This is a genomic window from Saccharopolyspora hordei, assembly GCF_013410345.1.
Classification (GTDB): domain Bacteria; phylum Actinomycetota; class Actinomycetes; order Mycobacteriales; family Pseudonocardiaceae; genus Saccharopolyspora; species Saccharopolyspora hordei.
Map to the genome: position 1 here is coordinate 2,900,272 of NZ_JACCFJ010000001.1, position 12,568 is coordinate 2,912,839.

8 protein-coding genes and 2 CRISPR repeat arrays (1 of these 10 cut by a window edge) are annotated in these 12,568 nt (G+C 66.6%); all 8 genes read left to right on the plus strand.

The annotated features are described in order from the left end of the window. Positions 1-668 precede the first annotated feature (668 nt). Positions 669-1,613: direct repeats of the CRISPR family, unit length 28 nt; unit sequence GAACCATCCCCGCGTGTGCGGGGCCGAC. A gap of 573 nt (positions 1,614-2,186) precedes the next feature. Next, on the plus strand, positions 2,187-5,030 hold the full coding sequence (gene cas3, locus HNR68_RS13500; RefSeq protein WP_343050130.1) for a CRISPR-associated helicase Cas3': 2,844 nt from the start codon (positions 2,187-2,189) through the stop codon (positions 5,028-5,030). A 76-nt stretch (positions 5,031-5,106) separates the two neighbouring features. After that, positions 5,107-6,834 (plus strand): type I-E CRISPR-associated protein Cse1/CasA, encoded by a 1,728-nt coding sequence (casA, locus tag HNR68_RS13505; RefSeq protein WP_179720979.1) that lies wholly within the window; start codon positions 5,107-5,109, stop codon positions 6,832-6,834. After that, complete coding sequence (gene casB, locus HNR68_RS13510; RefSeq protein WP_179720981.1) at positions 6,831-7,478, plus strand: type I-E CRISPR-associated protein Cse2/CasB; 648 nt, start codon at positions 6,831-6,833, stop codon at positions 7,476-7,478. The genes casA and casB overlap by 4 nt, the downstream gene beginning before the upstream one ends. Positions 7,479-7,580: 102 nt before the next feature. Then, the gene (gene cas7e / locus HNR68_RS13515) at positions 7,581-8,738 is read left to right on the plus strand and encodes a type I-E CRISPR-associated protein Cas7/Cse4/CasC (RefSeq protein WP_179720983.1); all 1,158 of its coding nucleotides are present in this window, start codon (positions 7,581-7,583) and stop codon (positions 8,736-8,738) included. Further along, positions 8,738-9,547: a type I-E CRISPR-associated protein Cas5/CasD gene (gene cas5e / locus HNR68_RS13520; RefSeq protein WP_179720985.1), complete on the plus strand. Its 810-nt coding sequence runs from the start codon at positions 8,738-8,740 to the stop codon at positions 9,545-9,547. Before cas7e ends, cas5e begins: the two co-directional genes overlap by 1 nt. Positions 9,548-9,553: 6 nt before the next feature. Then, complete coding sequence (cas6e, locus tag HNR68_RS13525; RefSeq protein WP_179720987.1) at positions 9,554-10,342, plus strand: type I-E CRISPR-associated protein Cas6/Cse3/CasE; 789 nt, start codon at positions 9,554-9,556, stop codon at positions 10,340-10,342. Between the two features lie 3 nt (positions 10,343-10,345). Then, positions 10,346-11,371: a type I-E CRISPR-associated endonuclease Cas1e gene (gene cas1e, locus HNR68_RS13530; RefSeq protein ID WP_179720989.1), complete on the plus strand. Its 1,026-nt coding sequence runs from the start codon at positions 10,346-10,348 to the stop codon at positions 11,369-11,371. Beyond that, on the plus strand, positions 11,368-11,646 hold the full coding sequence (cas2e, locus tag HNR68_RS13535; RefSeq protein ID WP_179720991.1) for a type I-E CRISPR-associated endoribonuclease Cas2e: 279 nt from the start codon (positions 11,368-11,370) through the stop codon (positions 11,644-11,646). Before cas1e ends, cas2e begins: the two co-directional genes overlap by 4 nt. Positions 11,647-11,664: 18 nt before the next feature. After that, positions 11,665-12,568: direct repeats of the CRISPR family, unit length 29 nt; unit sequence CTCGGCCCCGCACACGCGGGGATGGTTCC (it continues 101 nt past the right edge of the window).

Here is a 12,568-nt window from a genome sequence, read left to right on the forward strand (position 1 = left end):
TCGATCTGAACACGGCCGGGTGCGGGGTTCGACATGGGCCGCCACCAGGGCGCCCGGGCTCCGTATGGCTACAACGTCGTCGACGGCGGGCCGCGCCCGAACCCGCGTGAGCCGCTGTATCTGGTTCGCTGACAGTCTCGAAGAACCCTCGCTACACCGGGTGCGCCTTCTTCGGTCGCTGGACCAGTCGGGCGGGCCCTTGACCGAGCCGACCCGCACAAGCTGCAGGAGCTCTACGCGCGCATGGGCCTGGAAATGCCCTACGACCCAGAGTCACGGACTCTCGAAACCGCCGTGACCCTGGGCCGTAGGGATAGCGCGCGTGTCCGATGGGCGAGTTGCACCCTAACCACACGGCTCGCCCTCGAACGGACCGGAGAGCCGTTGCTGTCCCACCGTCCCACGGTTTCCCGCATGGGACACTTCTGTGGGACACGTGGCCCTGCGTGCTGACCAGCTAGCCAAAACTCCTGTCGAATCGGTACTTGGACAGGAAGGGCGTCATGTCCCGAGACGTCCCTGAAACGCCGGCTCGGCGCCGTTGACGGCGGTCAATCCGGGACATGGGCCTTTGCCGAAAGTCGGCGCGCGCATACACCGCTCATGACGGCTATCCCCGCGTGCACGGGGCCGACCGGGTCAGCGCATCCACCGCGGTCAGGTGGCCGGAACCATCCCCGCGTGCGCGGGGCCGACGCCGAGTTCGAGATCCGCAGCGGGAACATCCTGGAACCATCCCCGCGTGTGCGGGGCCGACCTTTGGGTGATCGACCCCAAGGGCGGCCAGGAGGAACCATCCCCGCGTGTGCGGGGCCGACAGCCTCGGCATGGTCCGCCACATGCCGGTCGGCGGAACCATCCCCGCGTGTGCGGGGCCGACCCTTGCCGGGCGGGCCCCTGCCGTGGCGGTCAGGAACCATCCCCGCGTGTGCGGGGCCGACAGACCAGGCGGAATCCGAGGACGGCCCCTCGGCGAACCATCCCCGCGTGTGCGGGGCCGACTTCGGCCGTCCCGGCGGCCGCGGCCTGACCTCGGAACCATCCCCGCGTGTGCGGGGCCGACCGCTGGTCGCAGCGGCGCTGCTGCGCTGGCTCGGAACCATCCCCGCGTGTGCGGGGCCGACAAGGAAAACCTGATCGACAACACGCAGGCCGGAGAACCATCCCCGCGTGTGCGGGGCCGACCACACGAGAGGTGGAACGGATTCGCCCCGCTGCTGAACCATCCCCGCGTGTGCGGGGCCGACTCGGGGTGCCTCGTGCGTCGCCGCCACTGGTCGGAACCATCCCCGCGTGTGCGGGGCCGACGGCGGTGAGCCTGGAGATCACCTGGGGGCCGACGAACCATCCCCGCGTGTGCGGGGCCGACCGGATGGCGTCGGCGCGGCGGCGTCGGGCGAGGGAACCATCCCCGCGTGTGCGGGGCCGACATCAGGATGATCGGCGTGCTCGCGGCGCTCGCGGAACCATCCCCGCGTGTGCGGGGCCGACTCGTCCTTGCGGGACGAGGTCCGCTCGCTGGGCGAACCATCCCCGCGTGTGCGGGGCCGACGCTGCCGCAGGTCGTGCGCACCAGCGCCGGGTTGAACCATCCCCGCGTGTGCGGGGCCGACACTTCTTGACCTGCACATTTACCTAGCCCCGACGGTCTTCCCGTGTTGTCCGGGATGACTTCGTGGGGTCATGTCGTGGCGTCTTGTCGGATCGCTGCATGGCTACGGTCACTGAACGCCGCGCGCACGTTGGCGCGGCTTTGATCCCCGCAATGCGGGGCCTACTTCACCTCGTCGGCACCAAGCCATACGTGACTCGGACCATCCCCGCGTGCGCGAGGCTGGAATGCTCGCTCCAAATTCAACCATGAGGAGCAGCTGAGACCACCTTGGGCTCGGGGGTGGGTGGTCGCGCGGCGTCATACTTGGCCGTTTCCTCATACATGCCTGTTGAAAGAGACACTGTGGGCATGTACTCTCCGTCCTGTCCTTGTCACCAGCAGTTAGGAGTAAGTAAGCGGCGTACGTGGGAGGTGTCTCGCCGCGACGGGAACCGAGTGCTGCTAGCCGCCTTCTAGGCGGAGCACCGGTGACTGTCGGTGGGCATGGCTACGGTTCGATCTTGCCGATGACGTCCGCTTCCGAGGGGGTCTTGTGGAGGGCTTGAGTCCGGAGGTGCTCCGGTGGTTGGGGGTGTTGTGGGGGAAGTCGCCGGAGCGCGCTGGCGGACGGATGAACTTGCTGGTGTCGCACATGCTCGACGCGGCGGCGGTAGGTGAGCTGTTGTGGGACTGCTACGTGGCGCCCTCGACGCAGGTCTGGCTCGACCAGGTGGCCGGAGGTCCTGGGCGGGGGCGAGCGTTGCTGTCGTGGTTGTGCGGGGTGCATGACTGTGGGAAGGCGACTCCGGCGCATCAGCGTCTGTGGCCGGAAGGCGCGCGAGCTGTTCAAGAAGCCGGTCTGCGCTGGCGTGAGGTGACGACGGCCAACGTCCGGTGGCGGCACGACCGGGCAGGCGGGTCGGTGTTGCGGTCCGTGCTGAATGAGGAGGGCTGGCTCCCAGAACATGTGGACTGGGTGTGGCCTTTGGTGGCCGGCCACCACGGTCTCTTTCCAGCGGAAGGGCAGTTGGCCGAGCCGCTGAAGGCGCGCGGGCAGTTGCGGGGACGGAGCGCCGAGTGGCAGCGCGCTCAGCGGGGGTTGCTGCAGTGGTTCTCCCGAGCGCTGGGGTTTGCCGGGGTCGCTGACGTGGAGCCGGTCGTGGTGCCGTCGCGTGCTGCGCAGCTGCACTTGAGCGGCCTGGTGGTGATGGCGGACTGGATCGCCAGCGATGAGAAGTACTTCGAAGGCGTCGATGACCTCGACAAGGTGAGCATGGACGGGGCTCGTGAGCGGGCCAAGCGAGCGTGGGTGGACATCGGGCTGCGTGGTGGTTGGGGGCGGTTGAGCGCGCCGAGCGAGTGTCTGTTCCAGACCAGGTTCGGGCAGGATCCGCGGGCGTCACAGCTGGCGGTGCTGGAGGCGGCCTGGGCGATGGAGGCCCCGGGTTTGTTGGTGGTTGAGGCGGCGATGGGGGAGGGGAAGACGAAAGCCGCGTTGGCGGCAGCTGAGGTGCTGGCGGCCCGGTTCGGTGCGGACGGGGTTTTCGTGGGGATGCCAACGCAAGCGACGAGCGACCCGATGTTCACCCAAGTCCGTTCGTGGGCGAAGAACATCGATGGTGAGCTCGCCGGTCAAGTCGCGTTGCTGCACGGCAAGCGCATGTTCAACAAGGAGTGGGCGGCGCTGCTGAAGGCCGACTCGGGATTGGTCGACCGGTTCGCTGGGGTGGACGAGTACGGAATGTCATGTGAGGACGACGAGTTCGGCCTCGCACCTGTCTCCCGGACCCCAGCTGATGAGGTGCCAGAACGACAGGCTCCTGCGCAGTGGTTCCTGGCGTCGAAGCGCGGTCTGTTGTGCCCGTTCGTGGTGGGCACCATCGATCAGCTGTTGTTCGCCGCGACGCGCACCAAACATGTGATGCTTCGGATGGCCGGCCTGGCCGGCAAGGTCGTCATCCTCGACGAGGTCCATGCCGCCGACGTGTACATGTCCCAGTTCCTGCGTGAGGGATTGCGGTGGCTGGGGCAGGCCAGGGTGCCGGTGGTGTTGTTGTCGGCGACGTTGCCTGCTCGGCAGCGCCGCGAGCTCATCGACGCCTATCTCCTGGGTGCGGCGACGAAGGAAGAGGCAGACTTTCCGGCACCACCGGAGCCCGCCGTGTATCCGCGAGTCACCGCGGCGTGGATGGACACCGACAGTGTTGAGCCGCGTTTCGTCACGCGGAAGGCACGATCGTGGCGGTCGGACACCCCAGTGCGTGTCGAGGTCTTGCCTGAGCCGGTACCGCACGTTGGAGCTGATGCGGACCAGCGGGAGTCAGCGCGGAGCGCTGGTGAGCGTGCGGTGGCCGAGTTGCTGGAGCAGAGGCTTGCGGAGGGTGGCTGCGCGTTGGTCATCCGGAACACGGTGGCCCGGGCGCAATCGACCTTCGAGGAACTGCGCGAGCGCTTCGGTGAGGACGTGCGATTGCTGCACGCGCGATTGACGGTGAAGGATCGGGCAGAGCGGACCGAGGACTGTCTCAAGCTGTTGGGTCCGCCTGCCAAGTCCGGTGAAGAGCCGGACCGTCCCTTGCGCCTGATCGTCGTAGCCACTCAGCTGGCGGAGCAGTCCTTCGACGTAGATGCTGACCTCTTGGTCACCGATCTAGCCCCGATCGACCTCCTGCTGCAGCGAATCGGCCGCTTGCATCGTCACCCAGGCACTTCACGGCCGGCCCCACTGCAAGCGCCATCGGTGGTGGTGACCGGGTTCGATGACTGCGGTCGTCAACCGCCGAGGTTTCTCTACGCCAGCGAGAAGATCTACAGCCGGTACCTGCTCCTGCGTACCGCAGCCGAGCTCGTCGGAACCGAGACGTGGTCCATCCCGGGGCAGGTGCCGGAGTTGGTGGACCGGGTGTACTCCGGGGCACTGTTGGTGCCGTCGAGCTGGGCGGAGGCGGCGGAAGACGCGCGTGTCGAGTGGAAGCGCGAACAGACCACTCGGGCAGCATCAGCGGCGCCGTTCCTGCTGACGCGCAGCGGAGAACACGAAGCGCCCACGCTGGCAGGGCTGCACGCCGATGGAGCCTCCGGAGGAGGCAGTGAGTCGCTGATGGAGGCCGTTGTCCGGGACGGGGAGCGGGGTACCGAGGTGATCCTCGTGGTTGCCGACGGCGATCGGTACCGCACCCTCGCAGGCCGAGCGCTGGGACCCAACGGTGAAGTACCGGAACCTGTGGTAGACGACGTGCTGGGATGCACGGTTCGCCTGCCTCCGAAGCTTTCGACGGCTGCGGTCGACAACTGCCGTGTGTTGCCGGGTTGGCAGGCGCATCCGTGGTTGCGGCACAGCCTCGCCCTCGAGCTGGACACCCACCACCGCACGCAGCTGGGGAACGTAGTGATTCATTATGACGCCGAGCTCGGGCTGGTCGAGGAGAACGAGTAGTTCCACACATGCCCGGTTGTCGGTGGTGACTGGATGATGATCTAAGGCTGGAAGGAGAGCATGGTGGTGACTGGGGGTGTTCGTGTCGTTCAACCTGGTTGATCAGCCGTGGTTGGTCGTACGCCCTGTAGGCGGGGGAGCGCCGGCGGAAGTCTCGCTCTGGCAGGCGCTCTGCGAGGCTCATCGTTTCGAAGACCTCGTCGTTGACCTACCGACACAGAAGCCCGCACTGCTGCGTCAAGTCCTGTTGCCTGTTGTGGTGCGCGCCTTGGGACGGCCCGCCACCACACGCGAATGGGCACAGTGGTTCGCAGCAGGAGCCTTCACACCGACCCAGCTTGAGGCGATCACTGCTTACCTGGATGCTCAGCGCGAGTGGTTCGACCTCTTCCACGAGAAGCACCCGTTCGGTCAGGTCGCTGGTCTGCGCACCGCGAAAGACGAGACGAAGGGCACGGCGGTCCTAGTGGCGACGGCCGCCACTGGTAACAACGTGCCGTTGTTCTCCCCGCGGAGCGACGCCGATCCGCTGGAGCTGACCCCGGCCCAGGCAGCGCGATGGCTCCTGCACGCTCACTGCTGGGACACCGCAGCGATCAAGACCGGAGTGGTGGACGATCCGAAGGTCAAAGCCGGCAAGACGACGGGCAACCCCACCGGACCTCTGGGGCAATGCGGTGTGATCGTCCCGATCGGTCGCACTCTGTTCGACACCCTTCTGCTCAACGTGCCGTCAGGACCGGCCCTGCGCTCGGATGACCTTCCCCAATGGGAACGGCGCACCCCCGAGACTCCTGCTGAGTTGTCGGTGGCGAGCTCAGTGTGGCACACCCGAGAAGCCAGGGGGTTGCTGGACATCTGGACGTGGCAGTCCCGCCGTATCCGTCTGATCCCGGAATCCACTCCCAATGGCACGCGGGTGACACGTGTCGTGCTCGCCGCTGGTGACCGCCTCACTGCTACGCCCGACGTGGAGCCTCACACCGCCTGGAACCTCACCCCCGCAGGCAAGACCAAAGGAAAGAGCGGAACCGCGCTCCCGCGTCGACCGAGGCGCCACCCGCAAGGGAAGGCCGCCTGGCGTGGTTTGGAAGCCTTGCTGGCCACCGACCGGGAAGACCGGGCTGCCACCACGACGAAGTCAGGATTCGCCACGAGCGTGCTGGTCAACGAGCTCCGTGCCCGCCGTGAGCTCCTGGATGCGGACTATCCTGTACAGCTCGAACTGCTGGGCATGGTCTACGGCACCCAGTCGTCCACCTTCGAAGACCTCTACTACGACACCATTCCCTTGCCGCTCACGGCCTTGAACATTGACTCGGAGGTGCCCGGGGCGCTACTTGAGATGGCCGCGCAGGCAGAGGGTCTCGCGCAGGCCGTGAACAACCTCGCCAACGACCTGCGGCGTGCTGCGGGTGCAGATCCGATTCCGTGGGACAAGGGACACCGACCAGGCGAACTCGTCCTGCACGCACTGGATCCGCTGATGCGCCGAGCCATGATCGGCATGCGTACCGTTGACGATGACGTCGACATGCTCGAACGCGGATTGTTGGCGTGGGAGCAGAAAGCCGACGACATCACTCGACGGATCGGTGACCGAGTGATCAAGGCCGCGGCCCCGACCGCCGTCTTCGCTGGGCGCACCATTGAACAGGATGACGGCAAGGAGCGCACTTTCCGGCAGAGCACCGCTGAAGCCAACTTCGGCAACAGGATCGAGCAGATCCTCACCCGCGTCCATAGCGTCCCAGGCCGACTTGCCGCACTCGATTCAGATCAGGAAAAGGCCACGCAGAGATGACCGACCGCACCCGAACCCGCTATTGGAACGAACGAGTAAAGTCCGACGGCACATGGCGGCGTGATCCGAACACCGGTGAGCCTATGAGGCCACCAGGTGAAGACCTGGCAGCAATGCGTTCCGGCCTCGGCCGTCCGGCGGGATCAGTGCCAGCGCTGTGGCCCTTCTACACCTGCCCGATCGACGACCATGCCGCGATGCGCGGTGAAGTGTCGGTCGAGCAGGCAGCCGAGCACGCCGCCCTCGCTCTGTTCGGCCTGCACCAGCAAGCCCAGCGCGACCCGATGCACCGCCCCGGCGTCAACCTGGGCCAGGCGTTGAAGGTTTTGCGAGACAAGGAAGCCGAGAAAGCCTCGCGGGGTTCGCGGGACAGCGAGAAGAGGGCCCGCAGCTCCATGGCGCTGGACGTGAGGTTCAACGCGGCGGCGACCGCAACGAGTGTCTCAGCGCTGCTCTACCGGCTGCGTGGTCTGATCAGCCAGCTGCGTGACATCAGTCAGCCGGTGGATTACGACCGGTTGATGGACGACATCCGTGAGTGGCACTATCCCGATTCGCGGTTGCGCGTGCGCAGTCGATGGGGCCTGGGCTACTACGTCTGGAAATCCCCCTCGGCGAGTACCGGAAGTCATTTTCCCGGTTGATTTGCAGCGGGCGGAGTGCATTTCGGCTTGTCTTCTTTGAGCTGATCGAACTCTACTTTATTGGAAGTTCCCAGGAGCATTCGAAACAAGGAGAACCAACAGATGACCCAGCGTCGCTTCATCGACGTGCACATCCTGCAGACCGTGCCGCCGGCGAACATGAACCGCGACGACCAAGGGAACCCGAAGGAAGCCGTTTTCGGTGGGGTCCGGCGGTCGCGAGTGTCCTCGCAGGCGTGGAAGCGTGCGACCCGGTTGGCCTTCGTCGACCATGGGATGGACAAGCAGGATCTGGGCACGCGAACCAAGCGAATCGCCTCCAAGCTGACGGCTCTGCTCGTCGACCGCACCCCACTGGAGGAGGAGCAGGCGGCGCGCCTCGCTGGAGCTCTGCTCGACGTCCTCGAGATCTCGGCGGGCAAGAAGGCTGGCGACACTGCTTATCTGCTGTTCTACGGCAACCGACAGCTCGAGCAGGTCGCCGACCTGGTGATGGAGCGGGCAGAGGAGTTGGCCGCGCTCGGTGACAAGGAGCTGGCCGCAGCAGTCAAAGACCTGCCGGTCAAGGAAACTCTGGGAACCGGACACCCGGTGGACGTGGCCTTGTTCGGACGCATGGTCGCTGACATCCCGACTCTCAAGGTCGACGCCGCTACCCAGGTCGCCCACGCCATCTCCACCCACGCCACCGAGCTGGAGTTCGACTACTACACCGCTGTTGACGACGAGCTCGAGGAGGAAGAGACCGGCGCGGGGATGATCGGCACGATCGGCTTCAACTCCGCTACCCTCTACCGTTTCGCCACCATCAACATGCGCCAGCTGCAAGAGAACCTTGGTGATGATGCGGAGACCGCGTTGAAGGCCGTGGAGCTGTTCGTCTCCAGCTTCACCCGGTCGATGCCCAAGGGCTACAGCAATGCCTTCGCGCACCGCACGCTGCCGCACCTGGTGGCGGTCGTGGTCCGCGACGACCAGCCGGTCAACCTCGTCTCGGCTTTCGAACGCCCCGTATCCACCGGCAATGGTGCCCGAGCGCACGACGGGATTGCTGCAGCCTCAGCACGGCGCCTCGCGCGGGAACACACGACCGCAGTCACCACCTGGGGCGACACCCCGGCGTTCACCGGCCTGTGCTGCACCCTCAACACCGAGGACGAGTCGACCGGATCCGCGCTCACCGAGGCTTTCGGGCAACCGCGTTCGTTCCCCGCGCTCTTGGCCGACCTGCGCGCCCATCTGGCGGAGGGGAGCCACTGATGGCCAGCTCCGAGGAAGCGGTGCTGCTGCTCAGGCTGGCAGGACCGATCCAGTCCTGGGGTGACCGCAGCTCGTTCAACCGCCGCGACACGAGGCCCGAACCTACCAAGTCCGGTGTCATCGGTCTGCTGGCCGCCGCCAGTGGGCGCGCCCGTGAAGACTCCATCACCGACCTTGCCGAGCTCCGCCTGGGAATTCGGGTCGACCAGCCCGGCACACTGTTGCGTGACTACCACACCGCCAGTGATTACCGTGGTAGACCGCTCCCGCAAGCCGGCGTGTCGAAGAAGGGCGTGCAGAAACCGACCTCGCCGCCCAAGGACACCTACGTGACCACCCGCTTCTACCTGCAGGACGCGGTGTTCCTTGCAGGGGTCGCTGGACCCCGCCCTCTCTTGGAAACCCTCGACCACGCTGTCCGCCACCCGTCCTTCCCTCTGGCTCTCGGACGCCGATCGTGTGTGCCAACACAACCGATCTCGCGCGGCTTGCGTGATGGCTCGCTCGGTGACGTGCTCGCGGCCGAGCCTTGGCTGGCCAGTGAGCACGCCCGCGCAGTCCATGAACGCGAGCATCGCACCACTCTTGGTTCCTGGATCAGCTTGTCTGCCACGCTCGAGGATCCGGAGCACGGTGACGACATCCTGAACGATGTGCCTCGGTCCTTCGACCCGCACCACCGCGCTTTCGCCAGCCGCCGAATCCGTCATACCTGGCTGAAAGTGCCCACCGGACTGGCCGACGCCGGAAACGCCGCCGACACCACTGCCGATGCTGGCCACGACCCCTTCGCCCTGCTGGGCTGGTGATCACCCGTGACCTATCTGTCTCGAATCCGTATCAACCCGCTCCGGAAGGCAAGTCAGAAGTTGCTGGCGAATCCCCGCGCCCTACGCGGTGCGGTCGTCGGCGGCATCGCACAGGACCCCACCGAAGAACGGATCTTGTGGCGCCTGGACGCTGACAACCCTCGTCGGCCGCTGTTGTACGTGCTCTCGCGCAGCAGGCCTGACTGGACCCACCTCGTCGAGCAAGCCGGCTGGCCCGGCGCCGACGGTGAACACGCCGGCGTCCGGGATTACGGACCTCTGCTCGCTCAGATCGCTACCGGCCGCGAGTTTGCCTTCCGACTCACTGCCAACCCTGTGCAGAACACTGCCAACCCGGACAAACCCACGCAAGAACAGCAAGAGCGGGTGGCCAACGGCACGACGAAACGGTCCTTCCGGATCGGGCACCGCACCGTGACTGCACAACTCGCTTGGTTGTTGGACCGGACCGTCCGTTGGGGCTTCGAGATTCCAGAGTCTCGCATGTCCACCCCCGCCCCCGGAATTGCGCCCCTCAACGACCCTCATCACGGCGGCGAGCCTGCACGAGAAGTCCGGATCATCGCCCGCAAGCGTCACTCCTTCACCAAGAAGCGCAATGCGCGGCCCGTGGTCTTGCACACCGCCACTTTCGAGGGGCACCTGCGCATCACGGACCCGCAGGTGTTCACCGATCACCTGCTGAAGGGGTTCGGCCCCGCCAAGGCCTATGGATGCGGGCTGCTCACCCTCGCGCCGCTCCCACGCCATCTCCTGCATGAGGGAGGTCATTGAGCGATGTCAGAGGTGTGGTGGAAAGCAGACCCGCACGGCTTGCACCGCCTCGTGGACCGTGTTTCCAGCGTCTACATCGAACGTAGCCACCTCGACCGTGACGACAACGCCGTCGTCGTGATCAACAAGCGTGAGACCGTTCGCATTCCCGCGGCGATGATCGCGGTCGTTCTGCTCGGGCCCGGCACCCGAACCACTCACGCGGCCATCAGCCTGCTCGCCGACTCCGGCACCGCCGTCTGCTGGGTCGGCGAACACGGCGTTCGCATGTATGCCGCCGGCGTCGGAGCCAGCCGCGGGACCACACTCTTGCAACGCCAAGCATGGCTGGTGAGCCGCACCAAGGAACGTCTCGCCGTCGCCCGCGCCATGTACGCCATGCGATTCCCAGGCGAAGACGTGAGCACGATGACCATGCAGCAACTGCGTGGGCGGGAAGGCGCCCGAGTCCGCCGCCTCTACCGAGACCACGCCCGCAGGACCGGCGTCAAGTGGACCGGGCGCGAATACGTACCCGGTGATGCTTTCGCCGCGGGCGACGACCTCAACCGCCTGCTCTCAGCAGCCAACGCCGCCCTCTACGGCATTTGCCACGCTGTGATCAGCGGCCTCGGGGCCAGCCCCGGCCTTGGTTTCATCCACACCGGCGCCGCTACCTCCTTCGTCATGGACATCGCAGACCTCTACAAGGCCGACTACACCATTCCGTTGGCTTTCGATCTCGCCGCCAGCGGACTCACCGACGAGCGTGACGCTCGCGTTGGCCTCCGCGACCGCATCACCCAAGACCAGCTGCTACCGCGGATCGTACGCGATGTCAAAGCCCTTCTCGGGCATCCCGACGTCGAGGACGCCGAACCTGACACCAACCGGATCTGGGACGAACGACGCGATCCCCTACCCGGGGCCTTGAACTACGCAGACCCCACCGACCCGCACCCCACCGCTCCGCATGATCGGGGCAGCGAGCACATCTCCATCATCGGACCCGAGACCACCACATCTGACCCGACTCCAGGCGCCTCATGACCGTCATCGTCCTCATCGCCGCCCCTGAAGGACTACGCGGCCACCTGACTCGATGGATGGTCGAGGTCAACGCCGGCGTCTTCGTCGGCAACCCCAGTCGACGCGTCCGAGACCGCCTTTGGGACGTCCTCGCTACCCGCATAGGGGACGGCCAAGCAGTACTCGTCGAGCCCATGAACAACGAGCAAGGTTGGACCGTTCGCACCGCGGGACGCGACCGCTGGCATCCCGTCGACTACGACGGACTGATTCTCTCCGCCCGTCCTCGCCGCTGAAAGCCCAGGTCAACAAGTCTCGGCCCCGCACACGCGGGGATGGTTCCCCCGATGAGGGCATCCCAGGAGTGCTCGCTGGCTCGGCCCCGCACACGCGGGGATGGTTCCGCGGACCTCATGCCCGACGTCCCCGAGGACTACTCGGCCCCGCACACGCGGGGATGGTTCCAGGTCGTTCTCCCGCTCCCTCAGCGGACTCCGCTCGGCCCCGCACACGCGGGGATGGTTCCGCTCCGCCGAGCGCGGCCCCGATCTCAGCCAGCTCGGCCCCGCACACGCGGGGATGGTTCCCACGGCCACCACGGAGGAGGGGCCCGGACCTTCTCGGCCCCGCACACGCGGGGATGGTTCGTCGGTGGTCCGCACCCGCGCTTCGGCCGACAGCTCGGCCCCGCACACGCGGGGATGGTTCCAGCCCCCGCATCGGCACATGTTCCTTGGTCGGCTCGGCCCCGCACACGCGGGGATGGTTCCTCGGGGCCGTGGGTCGCCGCGGCCTTGCTGCCTCGGCCCCGCACACGCGGGGATGGTTCCGTGAGGCTCATCGGGACATCACCTCAGAGAACCTCGGCCCCGCACACGCGGGGATGGTTCCCTGCTGTGGCGGGTGGTCGGCTACGTCGGGTCCTCGGCCCCGCACACGCGGGGATGGTTCCTCGCCCCCTACCAGCGCATTGCCAAGGAGATCCCTCGGCCCCGCACACGCGGGGATGGTTCCCCGTAAGTCAGCGCGATGCTCTGGCAGCGCTCCTCGGCCCCGCACACGCGGGGATGGTTCCCCGCTGCTGGCGATGGGCCCGGCCATTCGCGACTCGGCCCCGCACACGCGGGGATGGTTCTGGGACCTCCCAACGGGTGTTGGGCCGGAGCTGCTCGGCCCCGCACAGGCGGGGATGGTTCCTGGGACTCCGCAGGTCTCCGG

Bases quoted from the DNA above. Each gene is read 5' to 3' on its own strand.
- cas5e (WP_179720985.1), top strand. From the start codon at position 8,738: ATGGCCAGCTCCGAGGAAGCGGTGCTGCTGCTCAGGCTGGCAGGACCG.
- casB (WP_179720981.1), top strand. From the start codon at position 6,831: ATGACCGACCGCACCCGAACCCGCTATTGGAACGAACGAGTAAAGTCC.
- cas1e (WP_179720989.1), top strand. From the start codon at position 10,346: ATGTCAGAGGTGTGGTGGAAAGCAGACCCGCACGGCTTGCACCGCCTC.
- cas7e (WP_179720983.1), top strand. From the start codon at position 7,581: ATGACCCAGCGTCGCTTCATCGACGTGCACATCCTGCAGACCGTGCCG.
- cas2e (WP_179720991.1), top strand. From the start codon at position 11,368: ATGACCGTCATCGTCCTCATCGCCGCCCCTGAAGGACTACGCGGCCAC.